The following is a 24,890-nucleotide window of genomic DNA, read 5'->3' as shown; positions in this document are numbered from 1 at the left end:
AGCCGGAGGCGAAAAATGAGTCCCCGCGTGGGCGTCACGTTGTCGGGCCGCTACCGGCTGCAGCGCCTCATCGCGACCGGCGGCATGGGCCAGGTGTGGGAGGGCGTCGACTCACGGCTGGGCCGTCGCGTCGCAGTCAAGGTGCTCAAGGCCGAGTACTCCACGGACGCCGAGTTCGTCGAGCGGTTTCGCGCCGAGGCGCGCACGGTCGCCATGCTCAACCACCCCGGCATCGCCGGCGTGTACGACTACGGCGAGACCGACATGGACGGTGAGGGCCGCACCGCCTATCTGGTGATGGAACTGGTCAACGGCGAACCGCTGAACTCGGTGCTGAAGCGGACCGGGCGGCTGTCGCTGCGCCATGCGCTGGACATGCTCGAGCAGACCGGCCGCGCATTGCAGGTCGCCCACAGCGCGGGCCTGGTGCACCGCGACGTCAAGCCGGGCAACATCCTCATCACCCCGACCGGGCAGGTCAAGCTCACCGACTTCGGCATCGCCAAGGCTGTCGACGCCGCGCCCGTCACGCAGACCGGCATGGTGATGGGCACCGCCCAGTACATCGCGCCCGAGCAGGCGCTGGGCCACGATGCGACCGCCGCCAGCGACGTCTACTCGCTCGGTGTCGTCGGCTATGAATCCGTTTCGGGTAAGCGCCCGTTCACCGGCGACGGTGCGCTCACCGTGGCGATGAAGCACATCAAGGAGACGCCGCCGCCGCTGCCTGCCGACCTGCCGCCCAACGTGCGCGAGCTGATCGAGATCACCCTGGTCAAGAACCCCGGCATGCGGTACCGCTCGGGCGGGCCGTTCGCCGACGCGGTGGCCGCGGTGCGGTCGGGTCGTCGCCCGCCGCGGCCGAACGCCGCGCCATCGCTCGGTCGCGCCGCACCGGCCGCGGTCCCGTCGGCCACCCAGGCCCGTGCCGCCGCCGATCTGACCGGCCGTGCGCCCGCCACTGCCGCGCGGCCCCGCGCGGCGACCGGAAGCCACCGTCCGCCACCGGGACGGCGCACGTTCTCCTCCGGTCAGCGGGCGCTGCTGTGGGCCGCAGGCGTGCTGGGTGCGCTGGCGATCGTCATCGCCATCCTGATCGTGCTCAACGCCCAGGACCGCCAGGAGCGCGAGGCTCCCCCGCCCACGATCACCAACACGATCACCGAGACCACGCCCTTCCAGTCCCCGGCGGCCATGCCCGGTGACCCGGCCGGCCGCCATGATGCGGAACAATTCGGGGTAGTACGTCGGCAAGCGATCAAGTCACCGGCAACGGCGCAGGTGATTCCGCCGGCTGCACAAGCGGCCGGCCCTCGACACCCGGCCTTGAGACAGATACCGCAATGACCACCCCTGAGCACCTCTCCGACCGCTACGAACTCGGTGAGATCCTCGGCTTCGGCGGCATGTCCGAAGTCCATCTGGCGCGCGATCTGCGGCTGCACCGCGACGTCGCGATCAAGGTGCTGCGCGCCGACCTGGCCCGCGACCCCAGTTTCTACCTGAGGTTCCGCCGCGAGGCGCAGAACGCCGCGGCGCTCAACCACCCGGCGATCGTCGCCGTCTACGACACCGGCGAGGCGGAGACACCGACCGGTCCCCTGCCCTACATCGTCATGGAGTATGTCGACGGCGTGACGCTGCGCGACATCGTCCACAACGACGGCCCGATGGACGTCAAGAAGGCCATCGAGGTGATCGCCGACGCCTGCCAGGCGCTCAACTTCAGTCACCAGCACGGCATCGTGCACCGCGACGTCAAACCGGCGAACATCATGATCTCCAAGACCGGCGCGGTGAAGGTGATGGACTTCGGCATCGCCCGTGCGTTGGCCGACGCCAGCAGCGTCACCCAGACCGCCGCGGTGATCGGGACCGCGCAGTACCTCTCGCCCGAGCAGGCTCGCGGCGAGAAGGTCGATGCCCGGTCCGACGTCTACTCGCTGGGCTGCGTGCTGTACGAGATCCTCACGGGCCAGCCACCTTTCGTCGGTGATTCGCCCGTCGCGGTGGCCTACCAACATGTCCGCGAGGATCCGGTGCCGCCGTCTGCGCGGCACGCCGACGTCTCCCCCGAACTCGACGCGGTGGTGCTCAAGTCGCTGGCGAAGAACCCGGACAACCGCTACCAGACCGCCGCAGAGATGCGCGCGGACCTGGTCCGGGTGCACAGCGGCGAGGCGCCCGACGCGCCGAAGGTGTTCACCGACGCCGAGCGCAGTTCGTGGCTGTCGACACCGCATGAACGCACGGAACCCCTGACTCCGATGCCGCGCCCGCAACCCGCCTACACCGATCGCGAACGCCGCGGTTCGGTGGGTCGCTGGCTCCTGGCGGTGGCGGTGCTGGCGGTGCTGACCGTCGCGGTCACCGTCGGCATCAACATGCTCAACACCGAGCCCCGCCAGGTGCAGGTGCCCGATGTGCGCGGCCAGGCGTCCGCCGACGCCATCGCCCAATTGCAGAACAGCGGCTTCCGGATCCGCACCCAACAGCGGCCCGACTCCACGGTGCCGCCCGACCACGTCATCAACACCGAGCCGGGGGCCGCCACGTCCGTCGAGGCCGGCAAAGAGGTCACGCTGAACGTGTCGACGGGCCCGGAGCAGCGCGAGGTCCCCGACGTCCGCAACCTGAGCTACCCCCAGGCGACGCAGCGGCTCACCGAGGCCGGCTTCGAGCGCTTCCGGCAGTCCACCTCGCCGTCGGCGCCCGAACTCAAGGACAAGGTCATCGGCACCAACCCGCCGGCGAACCAGACCTCGGCCATCACCAACGAGATCACCATCGTCGTGGGCACCGGCCCCGACAGCAGACCCGTCCCCGACGTGACCGGGCAGACGGAGGCGCCCGCAAGCCAGATCCTCAACGCGGCGGGATTCACCAACGTGGTCCCGGTTCAGGTCGACAGCGCCAAGTCCTGCGGTCAGGTGGTCGGCACCCTGCCCCCCGCCGGACAGGAGGCGACCGTCGACACGCCCATCCAGATCCAGCTGTCGAGCTGCAACCAGTTCGTCATGCCCGACCTGCGGGGCATGTTCTGGACCGACGCCGAACCCCGGCTGCGGGCGCTGGGCTGGACCGGTTTCCTCGACAAGGGCGCCGACGTGCAGAACAGCGGGCAGCGCACCAACGCGGTGGTGAATCAGAGCCCGTCGGCGGGCACCACGGTCAACTTCGGCTCGACGATCACGCTGAACTTCGCGTCGTAGCCGCCTGCACGGCGCCGGCAACCTCGTCCTCGAGTTGGCGCACCAACGCCTCGGCGGGCGTCGCGCCGCAGTAGCCGAGCCAATTGGCCAGCATGCGGTGGCCGCCTTCGGTCAGGATCGACTCGGGGTGGAACTGCACACCGTGGATAGGCAGCTCGCGGTGACGCACACCCATGATGACGCCGCCCTCCGTACGGGCGATGACCTCGAGCTCGGCGGGCACCGTGTCGGGCAGGATGGTCAGCGAGTGATACCGGGTGGCGGTGAACGGGTCCGGAAGTCCCCGCAGCACACCGGCGTCGGCGTGGTGCACCACGCTGGTCTTGCCGTGCAGCAGCTCTGGCGCGCGGTCCACCGTCCCCCCGAACGCCACGCCGATGGCCTGGTGCCCGAGGCATACGCCCAGCAGCGGTGTGCCTGCCGACGCGCACGCGTGCACCAGCGGCACCGACGCGCCGGCACGCTCGGGGGTGCCGGGTCCGGGGCTCAGCAGTACGCCGTCGAACCGCGCAGCGACGCGCGTGACGTCGGCGTCGGTGGCCAGGCGCTCGTCGTCGTTACGCCAGACCTGCGCGTGCACACCGAGCTGGCCCAGGTACTGGACCAGGTTGAACACGAAGCTGTCGTAGTTGTCGACGACCAGGACCTGCATCAGCACAGGCTACTGGTTGTCCGTCTGGGCCTCAGTAGCCGATCGGTCCGGCCGGCCTGGCGAACTTCATCCGCACCGGTTCGTCGTAGCCGACGAGTCCGACCTGCTCGCGGGGTTCTTCGGCATAGCCCAGCCCGAAGCGCACCACGTACTGCCGGTAGAGGTTGACCTGCGGGGCCGCGGCCAGCGCCGCCTGCATCGCGGCCGAGTCACCGACCGCGGTGATCACGTAGGGCGGGCTGTAGGTACGCCCGTTGAGCAGCAGGGTGTTGCCGACGCAGCGGGGGGCCGACGTGCCGATGATGCGCTGATCCTGCATCTGGATGCCCTCCGCGCCCGCACTCCACAGGGCGTTGAGGACCGCGTCGATGTCCTGTTGATGCACCACCAGGTCGTCGGGGGAGGCGTCGCGGGGGAAGCGGCCCTCGGCGTCGCGCTGGGCGTCGTTGAGGGTCACGACGAGACCGGGCCCGCGGATCGCCGCCAGGCCCGCGTCAACTGCCAACGCGTCGGACCGCCGGGTGATCGCGGCCAGCGCCGCCGCAGAGCCGGGGCTCCCGCCGTGATGGGATTCGATGTCGTTGGACAACAGGTCGCGCTCGACGCCGAGCCGGGCCACCGACTGCTGGGTCTCTCGCACGAGGTCGACCAGACGGGGTGCGTCGCTGCGGCGGATGTCGTCGCCGCCGGACACGTCGTGGGTGGTCGCCAGCAGCAGCCCCGCCAGCAGGCAGACCACCGGCACGCCGAAGCGCCAGGTTGACCGCCGTGAGGTCGCCATCGGCTCACTCTCCTGTGTTCCGCCTGAGTTAGGCTCGTAGGTACATCGTCGCACTCTGCCGTCCCGGCGACAGGTGGGACGCCCCCGATTTTCCGAAGGTGACCATGCCCAAATCCAAGGTTCGCAAGAAGAACGACTTCACTGCCAGGCCGGTGAGCCGGACACCGGTCAAGGTCAAGGCCGGCCCGTCGAGCACCTGGTTCGTAGTGCTGTTCGTCAGCCTGATGCTGATCGGCCTGGTGTGGTTGCTGGTGTTCCAGCTCGCGTCCTCGGCGATTCCCTTCCTGGCGGATCTGGGCCCGTGGAACTACGCGATCGCGTTTGCTTTCATGATCACCGGTTTGTTGCTCACGATGCGGTGGCGGTAGCCCGCACGGCCAGGGTGATGCATTCATCTCGGTCATCCGTCGTTACCCGGTCAGCAACTTTGCGGCAATCGGATCACACCGTTGTTATTCATCCCCATTGGGGATAGCACTTGTGGATAACCCCGTTCGTCGCGGTAGAGGGGTGTGAATAGCGCATGCAGCAAACTGAGTGGAGTCCACCGACAGTCGGCATCGTGGTGGCCGGAATCGCCGGGATTCTCTTGGGAGTCGGCGCTGTGACCCTGATCACAGATGCTCCGGGCCGCATTCTGGTCGGCGTTGCCGCCGTGGGATTGATCTTGTTTGCAAGCCTGTCCTGGCGCGCGCGGCCGAAGCTGGCAATCAGAAATGACGGCCTCGTCACCCGCGGTTGGCTGGGCACGCAGGTGCTGTGCCGACAGGACATCCAGCTCATCCGCATCACGGAGTTCCGCCGGCTCGCCCGCAAAGTGCGGTTGCTGGAGATCGACACCGTCGACGACCGGCTGCTGGTCTTCACCCGTTGGGACCTGGGCGCCGATCCACTGCAGGTGCTCGACGCCCTGACCGCCGGCGGCTATGCCGGCGCCGGTTCCTGACCGCCGGCGATCAGGCGATCGTGATGGAGTCGACGACCACCGGGTCGGTCGGCCGGTCGCTGCGGTCGGTCTCAGTCGAGGCGATGGCGTCGACCACCTTCTGCGACTCCGGATCTACGACCTCACCGAAGATCGTGTGCTTTCGGTTCAGGTGCGGTGTCGGGCCCACCGTGATGAAGAACTGTGAGCCGTTGGTGCCTGGGCCGCGGTTGGCCATCGCCAACAGATAGGGCCGGTCGAACTGCAGCTCGGGGTGGAACTCGTCGGCGAACTCGTAGCCCGGTCCGCCGCGGCCCGTGCCGGTCGGGTCACCGCCCTGGATCATGAAACCCTCGATCACCCGGTGGAAGACGACGCCGTCGTAGAACGGGCCGGACGTGCTGCCCGACGCGTTCTCGCCGCTGTAGTCCTTGGTGCCCTGTGCCAGTCCCGCGAAGTTGGCGACGGTCTTGGGAGCGTGGTTGCCGAAGAGCGCGATCTTGATGTCACCGCGGTTGGTGTGGAGGGTCGCGGTCGCTGTCTGAATGGGGCTCGTCACGGGATGCCAGTGTGCCACGCCGTCTTCACCGCCCAACGGGCACCGCTGCCTAGCGGTAGATGGCAGGCTGTTGTCGGTTCCACTCACCCCGCGAAAGAGGTATGCGATGAGCTCGAAGACGGACCTGCGGTTGACTCCCGGCCAGCGGTTGGCCCGCGGACTGCGGTACACCGCCATCGGGCCGGTCGACGTCACCCGCGGTGCGGTGGGCCTGGGGATCAGCGGTGCGCAATCGTCGACCGCATGGGTCGGCGATCGGTACCGCCGGGGGCGGGTGACGGGCCAGTTCGGTAAGGACCTCGCCGCCGCGCAGGAAACCCTCGCTCAGGAACTGGCCGCCGCCCAGGAAGTGGTTTCGAACCTTCCGTCAGCGCTGCGCAAGGCCCGCACCCGGCGTCGCAGGCGCCCCCTGCTCCTGGCCGCCGTCGGAGTGGTGGCGCTGGGTGGGGGAGCGGTGGCCTTCTCGATCATCCGACGGTCGACCCAACCCGAACCGTCCCCACTGCCACCCAGCGTCGAAGTGGCACCCAAGCCCTGAGTCCGGCAGTGCGCTGCGAGTGTGGATATCAGCGCAAGTGGATTAGCGGAGGAACCGCTCGGCGACAAGTACCGGGATTGTTCTGACTGTGGAGCCTAGGAGAATCGAACTCCTGACATCTACCTTGCAAAGGTAGCGCTCTACCAACTGAGCTAAGGCCCCTGGGTTCAGGCCGGGGCGTCGGGCGCCACGTGCCACACCTCCGCCGCGTGCTGCGACCGCCAGACCGCGACGGTCATCACGGCCGCGATCGCCGTGCCGAGCAGCAACACCAGCCTCATGGTGCGAACCTTTCCGTGGGGCTAGGAGGACTCGAACCTCCGACCTCTTCGTTATCAGCGAAGCGCTCTAACCGCCTGAGCTATAGCCCCGTAAGGCCGGGATGGCCGAGCGACGAGATTACCGCAATGGTGGGCTCGGGCCCAAACGTGCGGCCTCAGTCCCGGTCGGCGAGCGTGACCTCCACGCCACCGACAAGATCCGTGGTCAGGTTGTAGATGAACGCGCCGACGGTCGCCATCGCGGTCAGCAACACGATGTTGACCAAGCCGATCAGCGCCGCGCCGCCGAAAATCGTACCGCTCGACACCAATTCGCCGCCGGAGGTGCCGCTGGCGCTGGTGAGCAGGTCGCCCACATTGCTGTTGAGCTTGCTCCACACCCCCATGCCGCCGAGCACCAGGTAGAGGAACGCCACGGCGATCATCCATACGAAGAACAACGCGACGGACAGCACCAGCGAGACCTTCAGCGTGCTCCACGGGTCCACCCGGCGGATCTGCATGCTGGCCCGCACGGGTCCCTTGTTGCGGGACCCGACCTGGACCCGGCCGGCGGGAGCTGGACGGTTCGCCGGGTCCATCGCCGGGCGGTCGGCCGGCGTGCGCTGCTGCTGTGGAGGCCGCGGCAGCGGTCCGGACAGGTCGGGCAGCTCACTGGCGTAGGCCTCGGTACGCGGCTCGCTGCGCGGGCCCTCGTTGCGCGGCTCGCCCCGGTGGCCCTCCTTGCGCGGCTCGCTGCGCTGGGCTTCGGCCCGGTCACGCGCGGGCACTTCCTCGGTCGGTGTGGACGAACCCACCCCGACCATGTAGCGGTTGAGCCGGGAATCGGCGCCGGGGGAGTGGTTGGACCCGCGGTCATCGGGCCGCTCCCCACCGTGGACGTCGTCGCCGCGCGGAGCGGGGCCTCGCCGCGCCTGCTCCGCCGGCCGCGATGCACCCTGGGCCGACCGGGCGGCGGGCCCGCGCTGCCAGGGCGGTACGTCGCCCGACTCGGAGGCGTTCGGCCTGCTCGTGCTCAACGAGCTGGTGTCCTGGTTGGCCGGTGAGCCGTTGGCGACCCCAGCACCCTCACCCGCGCGCGGGTATCCCGGCTCGTTCGGTGAACTCACCTACGACTCCTCCTGCTCACGACGGCGGGTCACTCGCCTACGTCGGTGTTGACCTCGTCGGTGCTGTCGCCTTCCTCGGCGTTGCGCGCGATGGCTATCAGTGTGGTGCCCTCGCCCAGGTTCATCAACCGAACACCCTTGGTCTGCCGCCCGGCCTTGCGGACCTGGCGAGCAGCGGTCCGGATGACGCCTCCCCCCGAGGTGATGGCATACAACTCTGTGTCGTCATCAACGATCAACGCACCCACCAGACTGCCACGCCGTTTGTCGTACTGAATCGTCAGGATGCCTTTGCCGCCGCGGCCCTGCGGGCTGTACTCCTCGATCGCCGTCCGCTTTGCATACCCGCCGGACGTCGCGACCAGCAGATATGTGTTGTCCCGGACCACGTTGAGCGAAAGCAGTTGGTCGTCGGCGTTGAACCGCATGCCCTGCACACCGGAGGTCGCGCGACCCATCGGGCGCAGCGCCTCGTCGGTAGCTGAGAACCGGATGGACTGGCCCTTGGCCGACACCAGCAGCAGGTCGTCCTCGGACGAACACAGCACGGCGCCGACGAGTTCGTCGCCGTCGCGCAGGTTCACCGCGACGATGCCGCCGGAGCGGTTGGAGTCGAAGTCGGTGAGCTTGGACTTCTTCACCAGGCCGTTGCGGGTGGCCAGTACCAGGTACGGCGCATCCTCGTAGCTCTTGATCTGGATGACCTGGGCGATCCGTTCTTCGGGCTGGAAGGCCAGCAGGTTCGCGACGTGCTGGCCGCGCGCGGTGCGCGACGCCTCCGGCAGGTCGTACGCCTTGGCCCGGTAGACCCGGCCCTGCGTGGTGAAGAACAGGATCCAGTCGTGGGTCGAGCAGACGAAGAAGTGGTTGACGATGTCGTCCTGCTTGAGCCCGGCACCCTGCACGCCCTTGCCGCCGCGCTTCTGGCTGCGGTACAGGTCGGTCTTGGTGCGCTTGGCGTAGCCGGTCTCGGTGATGGTGACGACGACGTCCTCGCGGGCGATCAGGTCCTCGTCGGCGACTTCACCGTCGGCGGCGATGATGCGAGTGCGACGGTCGTCGCCGTGCTTGTCGACAATCTCCTTCAGTTCGTCGCGCACGATGGCGCGCTGGCGCTCCGGCTTGGCCAGAATGTCCTCAAGATCGGCGATCTCGGCCTCGATCTTGGCCAGGTCGTCGACGATGCGCTGCCGTTCCAGGGCGGCAAGACGGCGCAGCTGCATGTCCAGGATCGCCTGGGCCTGAATGTCGTCGATGTCGAGCAACTCGATCAGGCCTTGGCGGGCGACGTCGACGGTCTCCGACGCCCGGATCAGCGCGATCACCTCGTCGAGCGCATCGAGCGCTTTGACCAGACCGCGCAGGATATGGGCCCGCTCGTTGGCCTTGCGCAACCGGTACCGGGTGCGCCGCACGATGACGTCGAGCTGGTGTTCGACGTAGTAGCGGATCAGCTGGTCGATGCGCAGCGTGCGCGGCACCCCGTCGACGATCGAAAGCATGTTGGCACCGAAGCTGGTCTGCAGCTGGGTGTGCTTGTAGAGGTTGTTGAGCACCACCTTGGCCACGGCGTCGCGCTTGAGCTCCACCACGATTCGCAGCCCGACGCGATCGCTGGACTGATCCTCGATGTTGGCGATCCCGTTGAGCTTGCCGTCGCGCACCTGTTCGGCGATCGAGGTGATGAAGTTGTCGTGGTTGACCTGGTACGGCAACTCGGTGATGACGATGCCGGTGCGGCCGCGGTTGTCCTCCTCGATCTCCACGACGCCACGCATCCGGATCGAACCACGACCCGTGGTGTAGGTGTCCGAAATGCCTTGCGAGCCAACGATGAGGCCGTGTGTCGGGAAGTCCGGGCCCTTCACCCGTTCCATCATGGCGGCCAGTGTGGCTTCCTCATCGGCCTCGTGGTTGTCCAGGCACCAGTACACGGCCTCGGCCAACTCGCGCAGGTTGTGCGGCGGGATGTTGGTGGCCATGCCGACGGCGATGCCGCCCGAGCCGTTGGCGAGCAGGTTGGGGAACCGGCTCGGCAGGACGGTCGGCTCCTGCACCCGACCGTCGTAGTTAGGAATGAAATCGACTGTCTCCTCGTCGATTTCGCGAAGCATCTCCATCGCCAGCGGTGTGAGTCGCGCTTCGGTGTATCTCATGGCGGCCGGCGGGTCGTTGCCCGGCGAGCCGAAGTTGCCCTGGCCGTCGACCAGCGGATAGCGCAGCGACCACGGCTGCGCCATGCGCACCAGCGTGTCGTAGATCGACGCGTCGCCGTGCGGGTGGTAGTTGCCCATCGTCTCGGCAACGGAGCGCGCGGATTTCGCGTGGCTGCGGTCCGGACGGAAGCCGGAGTCGAACATCGCATAGAGCACGCGGCGGTGCACTGGCTTGAGGCCGTCGCGCACCTCAGGCAGGGCGCGGCCGACGATCACGCTCATCGCGTAGTCGATGTAGCTGCGCTGCATCTCCTGCTGGATGTCGACAGGTTCGATGCGGTCGCCTGCTTCGTCACCGGGCGGCAACGTGGTGTCAGTCATTCTCGTCCTTCAGGTCTCGGGTCGCACCTCGGGTCGCACTCCTGGCCGAACGTGACGCTGTGGTCCCGCCTGACTTCGGCGGCGACGGTGGCGTCACGTTCGCGCTGAGCATCGGCTAGACATCAAGGAAGCGGACGTCTTTGGCATTGCGGGTGATGAAGCTGCGGCGGGCCTCCACGTCCTCGCCCATCAGGATCGAGAACAGTTCGTCGGCCGCCGCCGCGTCGTCGAGGGTGACCTGACGCAACACCCGCACCGAAGGATCCATCGTCGTCTCCCACAGCTCCTTGGCGTCCATCTCGCCGAGACCCTTGTAGCGCTGGATGCCGTCGTCGACGTTGATCCTCTTGCCCGCCTTCTTACCCGTCTCCAGCAGACCGTCGCGCTCCCGGTCGGAGTAGGCGAACTCCGGTTCGCTGCGCTGCCACTTCAACTTGTACAGCGGCGGTTGGGCCAGGAACACGTGCCCGTTCTCGATCAGCGGCTTCATGAACCGGAACAGCAGCGTCAGCAGCAGCGTCGAGATGTGCTGGCCGTCGACGTCGGCGTCGGCCATCAACACGATCTTGTGATAGCGCAGCTTGGCGAGGTCGAACTCGTCGTGGATGCCGGTGCCCAGCGCGGTGATGATCGCCTGCACCTCGGTGTTCTTCAGCACCCGGTCGATGCGGGCCTTCTCCACGTTGATGATCTTGCCGCGCAACGGCAGGATCGCCTGGAACATCGAGTCGCGGCCGCTCTTGGCCGAGCCGCCGGCCGAATCGCCCTCCACCACATAGAGTTCGGACTTTCGCGGGTCGGTGGACCGGCAGTCAGCCAGCTTGCCGGGCAGCCCGCCGATGTCGGTTGCGCTCTTGCGCCGCACCAACTCACGTGCCTTGCGCGCCGCGATGCGGGCCTGCGCCGACGACACCGCCTTGTTCACCACGGTTTTCGCTTCGGCAGGGTTGGCCTCGAACCAATGAGTGAGCTGCTCGTTGCAGATCTTCTGCACGAACGACTTCACCTCGGTATTGCCGAGTTTGGTCTTGGTCTGGCCCTCGAACTGCGGCTGGGAGACCTTCACCGAGATGACCGCCGCGAGGCCCTCTCGGATGTCGTCGCCGGTGAGGTTCGGGTCCTTGTCCTTGAGAAGTTTCTTGTCCTTGGCGTATTTGTTGACCACCGAGGTCAGCGCCGCACGGAAGCCTTCTTCGTGGGTACCGCCCTCGTGGGTGTTGATGGTGTTGGCGAAGGTGTGCACCGACTCGGAGTAACCGGCGTTCCACTGCATCGCGATCTCGACCTCGTGCCCTTCCCCCTTGCCGCCGAAGTCGATGACGCTGGGGTGGATCGCAGTCTTGGTCCGGTTGATGTGTTTGACGAAGTCGACGAGGCCTCCGGGATAGCGGAAGGTGCGGTGCTTGACCTTGTGGCCGGCCGAGGCCTCGGCGGCCTTCTCGTCGGCGCTCTTCGGCGCCTCGGCGGTGTCGCTGACCACCTCGTCGACGACCTCTTCGGCGCTCACCCGCTCGTCGGTCAATTCGATGGTCAGACCCTTGTTGAGGAAGGCCATCTCCTGCAGGCGGCGCGCGATCGTTTCGAAGTCGTAATTCGTGGTCTCGAAGACATTGGGGTCGGCCCAGAACCGGATCGTGGTACCGGTCTTCTTCGTCTTCTCGCCCTGCTTGAGGGTTCCGGGAACCGACCGGTCGTAGGTCTGGAACCACTCGTAGCCATCGGTCCTGATGTCGGCCTCGAGCCTGCTTGACAGAGCGTTCACCACCGACACTCCCACACCGTGCAAGCCGCCCGACACCTGGTAGGCGCCCTGCTCGAACTTGCCGCCGGCGTGCAGAACCGTCATGACGACGTCCACGGTGGGGATGCCGGTCGCGTGCATCCCGACCGGAATGCCGCGCCCGTCGTCGGTGACCTCGACGCCGCCGTCTTCCAGGATCGTGACGTCCACTTTTGTCGCGAAACCGGCCATCGCCTCGTCGACGGCGTTGTCGACGACCTCCCAGATCAAGTGGTGCAGGCCGCGCTCGCCGGTGGACCCGATGTACATGCCCGGGCGCTTGCGAACCGCTTCCAGACCTTCGAGCACCTTGATCGAATCGGCGCCGTACTCCTTGGGAGCATTCTTCTTCTGGGCAGCCACGTTGAACGCGTCTCCTTGGTCTCTTGCCGGGGAAGGCTGGCTAGACGGTGAACGACCGTCCGCGGATCTTCACCCATCCTACCGTCAGACGCCGACAGGACCGACTCTGAGGCAGCGTTTCTACATACCTATTTGAGCCGTCTGTGGAATTTCTCGATCCGAGGTGCGTCAGGACGCTTGAGAACTATGATCACCGCGTTCACGTGGCTCTCAGACAACAGCTGAAACAGGTTCCTCAGCCGTAGGTGTCCCGCGGCCCGCGCCCGCTGATGTGATAGCGACCCTTGCGCCACGACGGACCCATCGGGCCGACGATCTTCAATGACCGGACCACGCCGTCGCCCACCGCCGCGGCGATCTTCGCCAACACCTGGGCCTGCACCATGCGCAGCTGGGTGGCCCACGCAGTCGACTCGGCCGTGATGGTCAGCACCCCGTCGGTGAGCGACGTCGGCGTGGCGTGCGCCGCGATCCCCTCGCCGACGACGGCCGTCCAGCGACCGAACACCGCACCTTCTGACACCCGCGCTGACCAACCCCGGTCGCGGGCCAGATCGCCGGCCGCCGCACCGAACGTCTGCGGATCCCGCGGATCGGGGCCGGGTCCAGACCAGCGTCGGCGACTGTTCCTGGCGATCCTGCGCGGCATCGACCGGCGCCCGCGACCGACGTCCTTGCCCTGGCTGCGCGCCGCGCCGCGCGCCTCCTCGAGAGCCCGGCGGACCAGGTCCATCCCCTCCAGGTGCGCCAGGTGCTCGGGCGGGCGCACGTCGCCACCGTCGCTCGGGTCGCTCGGGTCGTTTGAGTCGCTCACGGCTGCACCTTCGATACCCGACCGGAGTCGTCGTCGGTCATCGTCACCCCGATCCGGCGGGCGTCCCAGTCGGCCGGGATGTCCTCGCCCACCGCAGCGGTCACCAGCACCTGCTCGGCCGACGCCGCCACCGCCGCCAGGGCATTCCGGCGCGCATTGTCGAGTTCGGCGAACACATCGTCGAGCAGCAGCACCGGATCACCGCTGCCGTCGCTGCGCAACAACTCATAGGCCGCCAGTCGCAGCGAGAGGGCCATCGACCACGATTCACCATGGCTGGCAAAGCCTTTGGCGACCTGGTCGCCGAGCCGCAGCTCCAAGTCGTCGCGGTGCGGGCCCACCAGACACACCCCGCGTTCGAGTTCGGCGTCGCGCCTGCGCACCACCGCGTCCAGCAGTGCCGCCTCGAACAACTCGACGCTGCCCGTTCCGGCCGCTGCCTCGTGCTCGACGACATCGACACCGCTGCGATATCGGATCGCCGCCGGCCGTGACGTCGGCGCCAGGTGCTGATAGGCCTTGGCGACTTCGGGACCCAATTGGTCGACCAGATCGACCCGCGCGGCGATCAACTGTGCGCCCTTCTCGGCGAGGTGGCCGTCCCACACCTCGAGGGTGTCCAAGACGCTGCGGTCACCGCGGAATCGGGCGCCTGCGGCGGTCTTCAGCAATGCCGTCCGTTGTCGTAACACCTTCTCGTAATCCGCGCGGATCGCCGCCACCTGCGGGCGCCGGGTGGTCGCCAGCTCATCGAGGTAGCGGCGGCGCTCGCCCGGGTCGCCCCGCACCAGCGCCAGGTCCTCCGGCGCGAACAACACCGCGCGCAACGCGCCGAGCACCTCGCGGGCCGAGCGCACGGGGGAGCGGTTCAGGCGCGCCTTGTTCGCCCGTCCCGCGGTTATCTCGAGATCCACCGCGAGTTCACGCCCTTCGTTGACGACAATCGTCGACACCACCGCCCGCTGCGCCCCCGTGCGGATCAGCGGGGCGTCGGTGGCGACCCGGTGAGACCCGAGCGTCGACGAATACCAAAGCGCCTCAATGAGATTGGTTTTGCCGATACCGTTGGGCCCGACGAAAACGGTGCGCCCCGGTTCGAGATCCAGCTCGACGCGCGGCCAGGATCGAAAGTCGGTCAGCAGGACGCGACGGAGGTACACCTCATTACCTATCCCGACTCGCTGATCCGCTTGACCGCATGGCCACCGAACTGGTTGCGCAGGGCCGAGACGGCCTTCATGGTCGGCGAGTCGTCCTGACGGGACAGGAACCGGGCGAATAACGCAGCGGCGATGCTGGGCACCGGCACCCGAAGCCGGATCGCTTCTTCGACCGTCCAGCGGCCTTCACCGGAATCCTCGGTGTAGCCGGAGATCTGGGCGAAGCCGGGATCCTCCTTGAGGGCCCTGGCGAGCAGTTGCTGCAACCACGACCGCACTACGGTGCCGTTGGTCCAGGCCTGATAGACCGCCTGCGGATCCTTGATCAGGTCCTCGGCTGCCAACATCTCGTAACCCTCGGCGTAAGCGGTCATCAGCGCGTACTCGACACCGTTGTGCACCATCTTCGCGAAGTGGCCGGCGCCCACCGGTCCGGCGTGCACGAAACCGTCCTCCCGGGGTCCCGGCGGGCGCAGCGTGTCGAAAATGGGCATGGCACGTTCGACGTCGGCATCGCTGCCGCCGACCATCAGGCCGTAACCTTCCTTCAGGCCCCAGACGCCACCGGACACCCCCGCGTCGATGAACTCGATTCCCTTGTCGTTCAACATCTTCGCGTGCGGCGCGTCCTCGGTGTAGCGCGAGTTACCACCGTCGATGACCAGGTCACCGGCACTGAGCTCGTCGGCCAGACTCGCGATGGTCTCCCGCGTGATCGGCCCGGACGGCACCATCACCCACACGACCCGAGGGGCCTCGAGTGCGCCAGCCAGCTCCGCGAGTGTCGGCACGTCGGAGACCTCCGGCCGGGGGTCGTAACCGATGACCTCATGGCCCGCATCGCGCAGTCGCTCGCGCATGTTGAAGCCCATCTTTCCCAGGCCGACCAAACCCAGTTGCATATATCTACGCCCCTTTCCTGGCGTCGGGCCGGTCAGCCGGGAAGCCGCACCGGCATCAGCAGATAGACGTAGTCGGTTTGCGCGGCGGGGAACGGACCGGTCGCACCGGCGAGGTCACCGTCCTCGCTCGCCGGGCGCAACACCGCGGGACGACTCGGTGTCGTGAAGCCGAACGTCACGCGCTCGGAGTGCAACGAGCTGAGCCCGTCGGTCAGATACGTGGGGTTGAACGCGATGGTCAACGGATCGCCTGCGAACTCCACCGGCAGATCCTCCTCGGCGCGCCCGACGTCGTCGGCGCCGGCCGACAGCCGCAGCGCATCGTCGCTGAACTCCATCCGGACCTGCGCGCCCCGGTCGGCGACCAGAGCGACGCGCTTGATCGCCTCGGTGAGTTCGGCCACGCCGATGGTGGCGACCGCGGTGTGCTCGGTGGGCAGCAGCTGACGGAACTTCGGGAACTCGGCGTCAAGCAGCCGAGTGGTACTGCGCTTGCCGTTGCTGCGGATGCCGAGCAGGCCCTCCTTGCCCACGGCGGCGCCCGAACCCAGAGACAGGTGGACATCGCCGCCGTCGGTGCCCGTCTTGGCCGCCTCGGCCAGCGTCTTGGCCGGCACCAGGACGGCGGCCTCGATGTCGGCGCTGATGGTGGACCAGGTCAACTCGCGCACGGCCAGGCGGAACCGGTCCGTAGCCGCCAAAACGACTTTCTCACCGGCGATCTCGACGCGGATGCCGGTGAGCATGGGCAGGGTGTCGTCTCGGCCGGCCGCGACGGCGACCTGGCCGATCGCCTCGCCGAACAGGTCCGCGGAGATGACGCCGGTCTCGTCGGGCAGTGCGGGCAACGTCGGGTAGTCCTCGACCGCCATCGTCGGCAGGGAGAATCGGGCACTGCCGCAGGTCAACGACACCCGGGTGCCCTCGACACTGACATCGATGGGCTTGGCCGGCAACGCGCGAGTGATGTCGGACAACAGCCGCCCGGAGACCAAAACGCTTCCGGGCGAGGCGATCTCGGCTGGAACCTGTACCTCGGCCGAGACCTCGTAGTCGAATCCCGAAACCGTGAGACCCTCCTCGGAGCCGGTCAGCAGCACACCGGCCAGCACCGGAACAGTCGGCCGGCTGGGCAGATTACGTGCCACCCAGGCCACAGCGTCGGCGAAGTCCTCCCGTACCAGGCGGAACTTCAGATCGGTGACACCAACTGTTGTCGTAGCCACGTCCATAGAGTCCCTTCGATCACTACCACAACAAGCATTAACCAGCGGTTTACCGGTGTCTGAGCGCGCGCCTGGGCCGATGCGTCCCGACGAACCGTAACGGCTGTCGATGACTCACCGTAGAGCTTTCCGTCAGAACTTGAAAGCTAATCGATGGGGGTGACATCGGTGGTCGGCGGCGGTGACGGACGAGGGTGGATCCGTGCTTCCCCAAGGCGCTTCTTCGAAGAAGATTCTAGGGAGATTTACAAGCAACAGTATTAGGGCCTGTGCACGCTGGGGATGGCTGGGTGTCGGCGCAGTTCGGTGCGGCGGCCGGCTGTGAGTTAGTTGGGGATCGCCCGTGGGGGCGGTGGGGAGGCTGTGGAGGGATCGGCGGTTGTGCAGCATTCGGACGGTGATTCCGGCGTTGATCCCAGGTTCTCCACATGACTGTGCACAAGCCAACGGTGTGACTCGTGGTGTAGTCGGTGCAGAAGATTTTTCGAAGATTTTCGGCGCAGCCGGGCGCACGGCAGCCCGTCGGGTGTGGCGTGGCGCAGAATGCGACGAATCAGCGCTTGGATCGTTGGCGGATTCGGGTGGTGAGTTCCTTGACGTGATCGAAGACCTCACGGCGTTCGGCCATCTCGCCCCGGATCTTCTTCTCGGCGTACATCACCGTCGTGTGGTCGCGGCCGAAGGCCTGGCCGATCTTCGGCAGCGAGAGGTCGGTGAGTTCCCGGCATAGATACATGGCGATCTGACGCGATTGCGCGAGGGCGCGGGTCTTGCCCGGTCCGCGTAGCTCCTCGACCGTGGTCTCGAAGTACTCGGCGGTCGCGGCCATGATCGCTGCGGTGCTGATCTGCATCGTGCCGGCATCGGAGATGAGGTCGCGCAGCACTATCTCGGCCAGCGACCTGTCGATCGTCGTCTTGTTCAGTGACGCGAACGCGGTGACCCGGATCAGCGCGCCTTCGAGCTCGCGGATGTTGCGCTCGATGCTGCTGGCGATCAGCTCGAGAACGTCATCTGGAACGTCGAGCCGATCCATCTGGGCCTTCTTGCGCAGGATCGCGATCCGTGTCTCGAGCTCCGGTGGCTGCACGTCGGTGATCAGGCCCCACTCGAATCGGGTGCGCAGTCGGTCCTCGAGAGTGGCCAGCTGTTTGGGTGGCCGGTCGGAGGAGATGACGATCTGCTTGTTCGCGTTGTGCAGCGTGTTGAAGGTATGGAAGAACTCCTCCTGGATGCCTTCCTTGCCCTCGATGAACTGGATGTCGTCGACGAGCAGAACGTCGATGTCGCGGTAGCTGCGCTTGAACGACGCCTTGCGGTCGTCGCGCAGCGAGTTGATGAAGTCGTTGGTGAATTCCTCGGTGGAGACGTACTTGACGCGCATGCCGGGGAACAGCCGCTGGGCGTAGTTGCCTGCGGCGTGCAGCAGATGCGTCTTGCCCAGACCGGACTCGCCCCAGATGAACAGCGGGTTGTATGCCCGTGCCGGCGCCTCGGCGATGGCCAGTGTCGCGGCGTGCGCGAAGCGGTTCGAGGCGCCGATGACGAATGTGTCGAAGGTGTAGCGCCGGTTGAGGTTGACCGCGGTGGCGTCGTCGGCAAGGGTGCTCGGCGACCGGCTGGAGAAGTAGGTGGGCCAGCTCTCCTCGGCGCTGGCGCGGGCCTCGAAGTCCTCGTCTACCTCGTCGATGTCGGCGGGCGTCGGGACGGCCGTCGATGCGTGGAGAGGGTCGTGGCCGTCATAGGTGTCGTCGGTTTCCTCGGTTCCGGGGTCGGCGATGCGCACACCTAGTTCGACGCGCTGGCCGAGCTGGCGGCTCAGTGCCGAGATGATCGGCTCGCGCAGGTGCCGTTCGATCTCGTTCTGCACGAACGGCGAGGGAACCGACAGAAGAGCAAACCCCTCGGTGATCACCAAAGGTTTGACGAGCTTCAGCCACGCTCGTTGCTGAGGGGTGAGGGTGGGCACGAAGGAGTCGCCGTTGAACGCTCCATGCGTCCCGCCGGGTTCGGGGCCGCGGTTGAGTTCGGCGACGACCGTGTTCCAGACGGCCACGAACGGGGGGTCGGGGTCAGCTGTCAAAGACGGGAACCCCCTCGAGGCCGATCCAGGGATGACTAATGGAACGAAGACGATCTGTCCACAAAGTTATCCACAGGTTGTGGAAACGGAACAGTCGTCGTCGTTGTGCTGTCTACCGGCGGGGAGGCCGCGATCCGAAGCGCGACACAGGGACGTCCTGTGGGCTCACGACTCGTCGGGGATCCTCGCCTGTTGTCTGTCGTCGCCGTTTCGTTATCGAATCGGCCTTGGCAGAAGCTAACAGTTTTCTGGGCGGGTGCCAACCGTTCTGCAACATTCCGCGGGCCATAATTTTCGCGCCGCGAAGTGGGTGACAGACGGTGCGGTTGTTACGGTTTGGGAAGCGGTCTGAGCAGGTTTGACCCAGCGAAATCTCGTCAGTACCCTCGAACAGTCGCCCGCAAGAGGTGATACGGCTGCGATCCGGAATCCTCCGGAGACCGCGCCGGCTAGCAAGCGAGACGGACGAGCTTACCAACGGCGACCGTGTCTGAACCGATGTGCAGGGTGATCGGATCGGGCTGCGGACGCCACGCAGACGAGGAGAGACAGCCGTGGCCAAGGGCAAGCGGACCTTCCAGCCGAACAACCGGCGCCGCGCGCGCGTGCACGGTTTCCGGCTGCGCATGCGGACTCGGGCCGGCCGGGCGATCGTGTCGAACCGCCGGGGCAAGGGCCGTCGCAAGCTCACTGCGTGATTCGCACGTGAGTTCACGCAGGGTCTAGAACGGTGCTTCCGGCGCGGTACCGGATGACGCGATCGACTGAATTCGGCACCACGGTCAGTAGAGGGGTGCGGGCTGTGCAGCCCGACCTCGTCGTGCACGCTTCGCGCGCGCCCGAATCCGACGGGCCACGTATCGGCCTGGTGGTCTCGAAAGCGGTTGGCGGCGCGGTGCAACGCCATCGCGTCGCGCGCCGAATCCGACACGTGGCCCGCACTATTGTGGACGAACTCGACCCCGCCGATCGGGTGGTGATCCGCGCGCTGCCGAGTAGCAGGCAGACCCCGTCGGCTCGTCTGGAGCAGGAGCTGCGCGCCGCGCTGTCCCGCGTGCGTGCCGGAAGCGGTGCGAACCGGTGAGGCGGATTCTGGGCTCGTCGAGGTCTATGGGTGTACGCACGGTGGTCTACCTGATCCAGCTGTATCGCCACACCATCTCGCCGCTGCGGCTGCCGACGTGTCGGTTCACCCCGACCTGCAGCCAGTACGCCGTCGACGCGCTGAGCGAGTACGGGCTGATGCGAGGCGGCTGGCTGGCGGTGGTCCGGCTGTTGAAATGTGGACCCTGGCATAAGGGAGGATGGGACCCGATACCGGAGCGGTCCGGCGACACGCACTCGTGTGCCGGCGCAGCCGAAGCCGATCGGGGCTCCGCAGACGTGGTCGGGGACAGCCCGGCATTGCGATCAGGAAGCGAGACGCGTGTTTAACTGGTTCAGCCTCGACATCATCTACTACCCGGTGTCGGCGATCATGTGGGTCTGGTACAAGCTGTTCGCCTTCCTCCTGGGCCCGTCCAACTTCTTCGCTTGGGCGCTGTCGGTGATGTTCCTGGTGTTCACCCTGCGCGCGATCCTCTACAAGCCCTTCGTCCGGCAGATCCGCACGACGCGGCAGATGCAGGAGCTGCAGCCGCAGATCAAGGCGCTGCAGAAGAAGTACGGCAAGGACCGCCAGCGAATGGCGCTGGAGATGCAGAAGCTCCAGCGCGAGCACGGGTTCAACCCGATTCTCGGATGCCTGCCGATGCTGGCGCAGATCCCGGTGTTTCTCGGGCTCTACCACGTGCTGATGTCGTTCAACCGAACCCAGACCGGTATCGGCCGGCTGGGGCTGTCGGTGGAGGAGAACCGCTCGCTAGGCAACTACGTGTTCAGCGCAACCGACGTCGGCAACTTCCTCGACGCCAACCTGTTCGGTGCGCCGCTGAGCGCGACGATGATTCAGCAGCACGGCCTGGAGGCCTTCACCGAGTTCAACCGTGCGGCCGTGATCGCGGTGGGCGTGCCCATCATGGTGCTGGCGGGCATCGCGACGTACTTCAACAGCCGCGCGTCAGTGGCCCGCCAAAGTCCGGAGGCCGCGGCCAACCCGCAGACCGCGATGATGAACAAGCTGGCGCTGTACGTGTTTCCGCTCGGCGTCGTCGTCGGCGGACCGTTCCTGCCGCTGGCGGTGATCATGTACTGGCTTGCCAACAACATCTGGACGTTCGGCCAACAGCACTACGTGTTCGGCAAGATCGAGAAGGAAGAAGAGGCGAAGAAGGTCGCCGCGCAGGAGCGGCAGGCGAAGAACGCGCCGCCCCCGGGGGCCAAGCCCAAACGCGATCGGAAGGCCAAGACCGCGGCACCCGAGAGCACCGACGGCGAGGCCATCCAGGCTCCCGAGAGCACCGACGGCGAGAGCGAGAACGGCGCCGCAGACGAGAAGCCGGCGAGCAGTAGCCGTCCCGGCAAGACCACCACCGGTGCGAGCAACCGCACGCCGCGCCCGGGCGCCAGTCCGAGACCCGGTGCGCGACCGAAGAAACGTAAACGTTGACACCCGAGGGTGTATCGAAGTGATGAGGAGGGGCAGTCATGACTGATGCTGAGACCGCGGAGCGCGGCGAGGACCTGGAGACCCCGACGGTCGTCGAGGAAGATCTGGAGGAGCGCTTGGTCGCCGAAGGCGAGATCGCCGGCGACTACCTCGAGGAGTTGTTGGACCTGCTGGACTTCGACGGCGACATCGATCTGGACGTCGAGGGCGATCGCGCGGTGGTGAGCATCGACGGCGGTGGCGACCTGAACAAGTTGGTCGGCCGCAAGGGCGAGGTGCTCGACGCGCTTCAGGAGCTGACCCGCCTCGCCGTGCACCAGAAGACCGGTGAGCGCAGCCGGCTGATGCTGGACATCGCGCGGTGGCGACGCCGCCGCCGTGACGAGCTGGCCGCGCTGGGGGAGAAGGTGGCGCGGCAGGTGCTGGAGACCGGTCAGCGCGAGGAGTTGGCACCGATGACGCCGTTCGAGCGCAAGATCGTCCACGACGCCGTGGCGGCCATCGATGGTGTGCACAGCGAAAGCGAGGGTGTGGAGCCGTCGCGTCGGGTCGTCGTGTTGGCCGACCGCGGCTGAAGTTACATGCGTGTAGTTCGCGGCGGCGCCCGGTCCGGGCGCGGGGATTCGGAGGCGGTTTCACGTGAAACATGGCGAGTTGCCGAGCACTCCGGACGTCGCCGCAGCCGTGTTCGGTCCGCGCCTGGCGTTGGCGGAACGTTACGCGGCCAGCCTGGCCGAGGCCGGCGTCGAGCGCGGGCTGATCGGTCCCCGCGAAGTCGAGCGGCTGTGGGACCGACACCTGCTCAACAGCGCGGCCGTTGGTGAACTGATCCGGCAAGGCTCCCGGGTTGCCGACATCGGTAGTGGCGCGGGCCTGCCCGGGATACCGTTGGCGGTGGCTCGGCCGGACCTGAAAATGACATTGATCGAGCCGCTTCTCCGGCGCAGCGACTTTTTGCGCGAGGTGGTGGATGAGCTCGAGTTGGAGGTGACGGTGGTACGCGGTCGGGCCGAGGAGCCGTCGGTGCGAACACAAGTGGGGGAGATGGACGCTGTTGTCTCCAGGGCGGTGGCATCGCTGGACAAGCTGGCGCGATGGAGTATCCCGTTGCTTCGTGTCGGCGGCGAGATGCTCGCGCTGAAGGGCGAGCGGGCCGAGGAAGAGATCCGCGACCATCGGCGTGTGATTGCGTCGCTCGGCGCGGCCGATGTAAGGGTGTTGAGGTGTGGCGCGGACTACTTGGTTCCTCCCGCGACGGTGGTCGTGGCTCGACGGCAGGAGGCGGTAGCGCACCGCCCGGCGGGTCGGAGGCGCGGGTGAGCCCAGAGCAGGGCGCGGCGCCGGACGCGACGACGGGATCACCTCCGGATGCCGGCCAGGTTTCACGTGAAACATGGGCCGAAGCGGCCGCGCCGGAGAGCGGCTGGACGGAGCCCGTCGGCCTGGACACCCCGATCGGTGCCGAGGCCGAACGTGCGGTTCGGTTGCTCCACGCCGCCGCCAGGGGCACACTGCCCCGGCCGGACCGGCAGCGGGTGTTCACGATCGCGAACCAGAAGGGCGGCGTCGGCAAGACGACCACCGCGGTCAACGTCGCGGCGGCGCTGGCCCTGCAGGGACTGCAGACGCTCGTGATCGACCTGGACCCACAGGGCAACGCCAGCACCGCGCTGGGTATCGAGCATCGCCCGGGCACACCATCGTCCTACGAGGTGCTGATCGGCGAGCTTCCGCTACGCGAGGCGCTGCAGCGAAGCCCACACAGCGAGCGCCTCTACTGTGTTCCCGCGACCATCGACCTGGCCGGCGCCGAGATCGAATTGGTCAGCATGGTCGCGCGCGAGGGCCGGCTGCGGAGCGCGCTGGCCGGCCTGCACGACTACAACTTCGACTACGTCTTCATTGACTGCCCGCCGTCGCTGGGCCTGCTGACCATCAACGCGTTCGTCGCCGCGCCCGAGGTGCTCATCCCGATCCAATGCGAGTACTACGCGTTGGAAGGCGTGGGCCAGTTGATGCGCACCATCGAGATGGTCAAGGCCCACCTCAATCCGGCGCTCGATGTGTCAACGGTGATCCTGACGATGTACGACGGACGGACCAAGCTGGCCGATCAGGTCGCCTCGGACGTCCGCTCCCATTTCGGCGACAAGGTGCTGCGCACCGTCATCCCGCGCAGTGTGAAGGTGTCCGAGGCGCCGGGCTACGGAATGACGATCCTGGACTACGACCCCGGATCGCGCGGGGCGATGAGCTACTTGGACGCGAGCCGCGAAATCGCGGAGCGCCGATGAGCGCTTGCGCGAAGAGCAGAGGACACCGATGAGCGCTTGCGCGAAGAGCAGACGGAAAAGCATGAACCGACACGACCGCTGAGTGCTTGCTCGAACAGGAGACCGGACATGACCCAACCCACCCGCAAGCGCAGCGGCCTCGGCCGGGGCCTCGCCTCGCTCATCCCCACCGGACCGGCCGACGGCGACCCGTCGTCCTCGTTCGGTCCCCGCATGGGTGACGCCGCCGCCGATGTCGTCATCGGTGGACCGAGCGGCGCCCCGACGGACGGCGCCCCTGTCGGCGCCGTGTACCGGGAGGTCGACCCGTCGTCGATCGAGCCGAATCCGCGCCAGCCGCGCCAGGTCTTCGACGAAGAGGCGCTCGCCGAACTCGTGCACTCGATCCGCGAGTTCGGGCTCATGCAGCCGATCGTCGTTCGCGCCCTGACCGATCCGCAGCCGGGTGCCGCGCGCTACCAACTCGTCATGGGGGAGCGGCGTTGGCGCGCCGCCCAGGAGGCCGGCCTGACCGCCATCCCGGCGATCGTCCGCGAGACCGGCGACGACAACATGCTGCGCGATGCGCTGCTGGAGAACATCCACCGCGTTCAGCTCAATCCGTTGGAAGAGGCGGCAGCCTATCAACAGCTGCTCGACGAGTTCGGCGTCACGCACGATGAACTGGCGGCCCGCATCGGGCGGTCCCGCCCGCTGATCTCGAACATGATCCGGCTGTTGCGCCTGCCCATCGCGGTGCAGCGGCGCGTCGCCGCCGGCGTACTGTCGGCCGGCCATGCGCGGGCTCTGCTGTCTTTGGAGGGCGGCCCGGAGAAGCAGGAGGAGCTCGCCGCGCGCATCGTCGCCGAGGGACTCTCGGTGCGGGCGACCGAGGAGGCCGTGACGCTGGCCAACCGCGCCGGGCCGGGCACCCCGTCGGCGCCCAAGCGCAAGCCGATCAGCATGCCGGGGTTGCAGGACGTTGCTGAACGGCTGTCGACGGCCTTCGACACGCGGGTCACGGTGAGCCTCGGCAAACGCAAGGGCAAGATCGTGGTGGAGTTCGGATCGGTCGACGACTTGCAGCGCATCGTCGAGTTGATGAACGCGTCCGAGGCCTGACCGACGACACGCGGTAATTACGTCA

24 protein-coding genes and 2 tRNA genes are annotated in these 24,890 nt (G+C 67.1%); 13 read left to right on the top strand and 13 right to left on the bottom strand.

The window, feature by feature from the left end:
- The first annotated feature begins 15 nt into the window (after window positions 1-15).
- Both K3G64_RS09360 and pknB read left to right on the top strand, forming a co-directional pair.
- Entirely contained in the window at window positions 16-1,347 is a 1,332-nt protein-coding gene (locus K3G64_RS09360; protein ID WP_238949316.1) for a protein kinase domain-containing protein, read from the top strand.
- Window positions 1,344-3,212: a Stk1 family PASTA domain-containing Ser/Thr kinase gene (pknB, locus tag K3G64_RS09355; protein ID WP_238949315.1), complete on the top strand. Its 1,869-nt coding sequence runs from the start codon at window positions 1,344-1,346 to the stop codon at window positions 3,210-3,212. Before K3G64_RS09360 ends, pknB begins: the two co-directional genes overlap by 4 nt.
- Here pknB and K3G64_RS09350 read toward each other — a convergent pair.
- Window positions 3,190-3,864 carry an aminodeoxychorismate/anthranilate synthase component II gene (locus K3G64_RS09350; RefSeq protein ID WP_238949314.1) on the bottom strand — a complete coding sequence of 225 codons (675 nt, stop codon included), beginning with the start codon at window positions 3,862-3,864 and terminating at the stop codon, window positions 3,190-3,192. The two genes, pknB and K3G64_RS09350, sit on opposite strands and share 23 nt — an antisense overlap.
- 31 nt (window positions 3,865-3,895) lie before the next feature.
- Window positions 3,896-4,645 carry a DUF881 domain-containing protein gene (locus tag K3G64_RS09345; RefSeq protein WP_238949313.1) on the bottom strand — a complete coding sequence of 250 codons (750 nt, stop codon included), beginning with the start codon at window positions 4,643-4,645 and terminating at the stop codon, window positions 3,896-3,898.
- 104 nt (window positions 4,646-4,749) lie between these two features.
- Between K3G64_RS09345 and crgA the strand changes: the two genes are divergently transcribed.
- Window positions 4,750-5,013, top strand: coding sequence for a cell division protein CrgA (gene crgA, locus K3G64_RS09340; protein ID WP_238950554.1), 264 nt, complete (start codon window positions 4,750-4,752; stop codon window positions 5,011-5,013).
- Between the two features lie 155 nt (window positions 5,014-5,168).
- Window positions 5,169-5,591 carry a PH domain-containing protein gene (locus K3G64_RS09335; protein ID WP_238949312.1) on the top strand — a complete coding sequence of 141 codons (423 nt, stop codon included), beginning with the start codon at window positions 5,169-5,171 and terminating at the stop codon, window positions 5,589-5,591.
- Window positions 5,592-5,601: 10 nt separating this feature from the next.
- Here the strand turns inward: K3G64_RS09335 and K3G64_RS09330 are convergent, their stop codons facing one another.
- The gene (locus tag K3G64_RS09330; protein ID WP_238949311.1) at window positions 5,602-6,129 is read right to left on the bottom strand and encodes a peptidylprolyl isomerase; all 528 of its coding nucleotides are present in this window, start codon (window positions 6,127-6,129) and stop codon (window positions 5,602-5,604) included.
- A 106-nt stretch (window positions 6,130-6,235) separates the two neighbouring features.
- On the opposite strand from K3G64_RS09330, the gene cwsA reads away from it, so the two are divergent.
- Window positions 6,236-6,667 carry a cell wall synthesis protein CwsA gene (gene cwsA, locus K3G64_RS09325; RefSeq protein WP_238949310.1) on the top strand — a complete coding sequence of 144 codons (432 nt, stop codon included), beginning with the start codon at window positions 6,236-6,238 and terminating at the stop codon, window positions 6,665-6,667.
- Between the two features lie 89 nt (window positions 6,668-6,756).
- Here the strand turns inward: cwsA and K3G64_RS09320 are convergent.
- The 10 genes from K3G64_RS09320 to dnaA all read right to left on the bottom strand — a co-directional run bounded on the left by K3G64_RS09320 (window position 6,757) and on the right by dnaA (window position 18,922).
- Window positions 6,757-6,829, bottom strand: a tRNA-Ala gene (locus tag K3G64_RS09320).
- 135 nt (window positions 6,830-6,964) lie between these two features.
- Window positions 6,965-7,038: transfer RNA gene (locus tag K3G64_RS09315), tRNA-Ile, on the bottom strand.
- Window positions 7,039-7,103: 65 nt separating this feature from the next.
- The gene (locus tag K3G64_RS09310; protein ID WP_238949309.1) at window positions 7,104-8,057 is read right to left on the bottom strand and encodes a DUF3566 domain-containing protein; all 954 of its coding nucleotides are present in this window, start codon (window positions 8,055-8,057) and stop codon (window positions 7,104-7,106) included.
- Window positions 8,058-8,086: 29 nt separating this feature from the next.
- Window positions 8,087-10,594 (bottom strand): DNA gyrase subunit A, encoded by a 2,508-nt coding sequence (gene gyrA, locus K3G64_RS09305; protein WP_238949308.1) that lies wholly within the window; start codon window positions 10,592-10,594, stop codon window positions 8,087-8,089.
- 115 nt (window positions 10,595-10,709) lie between these two features.
- On the bottom strand, window positions 10,710-12,737 hold the full coding sequence (gene gyrB / locus K3G64_RS09300; RefSeq protein ID WP_238949307.1) for a DNA topoisomerase (ATP-hydrolyzing) subunit B: 2,028 nt from the start codon (window positions 12,735-12,737) through the stop codon (window positions 10,710-10,712).
- A 235-nt stretch (window positions 12,738-12,972) separates the two neighbouring features.
- Window positions 12,973-13,551 carry a DUF721 family protein gene (locus K3G64_RS09295; RefSeq protein WP_305071280.1) on the bottom strand — a complete coding sequence of 193 codons (579 nt, stop codon included), beginning with the start codon at window positions 13,549-13,551 and terminating at the stop codon, window positions 12,973-12,975.
- Window positions 13,548-14,711 carry a DNA replication/repair protein RecF gene (gene recF, locus K3G64_RS09290; protein WP_238949306.1) on the bottom strand — a complete coding sequence of 388 codons (1,164 nt, stop codon included), beginning with the start codon at window positions 14,709-14,711 and terminating at the stop codon, window positions 13,548-13,550. Before recF ends, K3G64_RS09295 begins: the two co-directional genes overlap by 4 nt.
- Before the next feature lie 8 nt (window positions 14,712-14,719).
- Window positions 14,720-15,613 carry a phosphogluconate dehydrogenase (NAD(+)-dependent, decarboxylating) gene (gene gnd, locus K3G64_RS09285; RefSeq protein ID WP_238949305.1) on the bottom strand — a complete coding sequence of 298 codons (894 nt, stop codon included), beginning with the start codon at window positions 15,611-15,613 and terminating at the stop codon, window positions 14,720-14,722.
- A 32-nt stretch (window positions 15,614-15,645) separates the two neighbouring features.
- The gene (dnaN, locus tag K3G64_RS09280; RefSeq protein WP_238949304.1) at window positions 15,646-16,845 is read right to left on the bottom strand and encodes a DNA polymerase III subunit beta; all 1,200 of its coding nucleotides are present in this window, start codon (window positions 16,843-16,845) and stop codon (window positions 15,646-15,648) included.
- A 547-nt stretch (window positions 16,846-17,392) separates the two neighbouring features.
- The gene (dnaA, locus tag K3G64_RS09275; protein ID WP_238949303.1) at window positions 17,393-18,922 is read right to left on the bottom strand and encodes a chromosomal replication initiator protein DnaA; all 1,530 of its coding nucleotides are present in this window, start codon (window positions 18,920-18,922) and stop codon (window positions 17,393-17,395) included.
- Window positions 18,923-19,476: 554 nt separating this feature from the next.
- Here dnaA and rpmH point away from each other — a divergent pair.
- The 8 genes from rpmH to K3G64_RS09235 all read left to right on the top strand — a co-directional run bounded on the left by rpmH (window position 19,477) and on the right by K3G64_RS09235 (window position 24,865).
- Entirely contained in the window at window positions 19,477-19,620 is a 144-nt protein-coding gene (gene rpmH / locus K3G64_RS09270; RefSeq protein ID WP_015310228.1) for a 50S ribosomal protein L34, read from the top strand.
- 32 nt (window positions 19,621-19,652) lie between these two features.
- On the top strand, window positions 19,653-20,006 hold the full coding sequence (rnpA, locus tag K3G64_RS09265) for a ribonuclease P protein component (RefSeq protein WP_238949302.1): 354 nt from the start codon (window positions 19,653-19,655) through the stop codon (window positions 20,004-20,006).
- Between the two features lie 26 nt (window positions 20,007-20,032).
- Window positions 20,033-20,356, top strand: coding sequence for a membrane protein insertion efficiency factor YidD (gene yidD / locus K3G64_RS09260; protein WP_238950550.1), 324 nt, complete (start codon window positions 20,033-20,035; stop codon window positions 20,354-20,356).
- A 43-nt stretch (window positions 20,357-20,399) separates the two neighbouring features.
- Window positions 20,400-21,470, top strand: a complete 1,071-nt coding sequence (yidC, locus tag K3G64_RS09255; protein ID WP_238950548.1) for a membrane protein insertase YidC — start codon at window positions 20,400-20,402, stop codon at window positions 21,468-21,470.
- A 38-nt stretch (window positions 21,471-21,508) separates the two neighbouring features.
- On the top strand, window positions 21,509-22,045 hold the full coding sequence (locus K3G64_RS09250; protein ID WP_238949301.1) for a Jag family protein: 537 nt from the start codon (window positions 21,509-21,511) through the stop codon (window positions 22,043-22,045).
- Window positions 22,046-22,109: 64 nt separating this feature from the next.
- A complete protein-coding gene (gene rsmG, locus K3G64_RS09245; RefSeq protein WP_238949300.1) occupies window positions 22,110-22,790 on the top strand; it encodes a 16S rRNA (guanine(527)-N(7))-methyltransferase RsmG in 681 nt (226 codons plus the stop codon).
- The gene (locus K3G64_RS09240) at window positions 22,787-23,764 is read left to right on the top strand and encodes a ParA family protein (protein WP_370647132.1); all 978 of its coding nucleotides are present in this window, start codon (window positions 22,787-22,789) and stop codon (window positions 23,762-23,764) included. The genes rsmG and K3G64_RS09240 overlap by 4 nt, the downstream gene beginning before the upstream one ends.
- A 108-nt stretch (window positions 23,765-23,872) precedes the next feature.
- On the top strand, window positions 23,873-24,865 hold the full coding sequence (locus tag K3G64_RS09235; protein ID WP_238949299.1) for a ParB/RepB/Spo0J family partition protein: 993 nt from the start codon (window positions 23,873-23,875) through the stop codon (window positions 24,863-24,865).
- Window positions 24,866-24,890 lie beyond the last annotated feature (25 nt).

The organism is Mycobacterium sp. IDR2000157661 (assembly GCF_022317005.1).
Lineage (GTDB): Bacteria > Actinomycetota > Actinomycetes > Mycobacteriales > Mycobacteriaceae > Mycobacterium.
The sequence above is the reverse complement of the archived record's forward strand: the minus strand, read 5'-3'. Positions and strand labels throughout refer to the sequence as shown.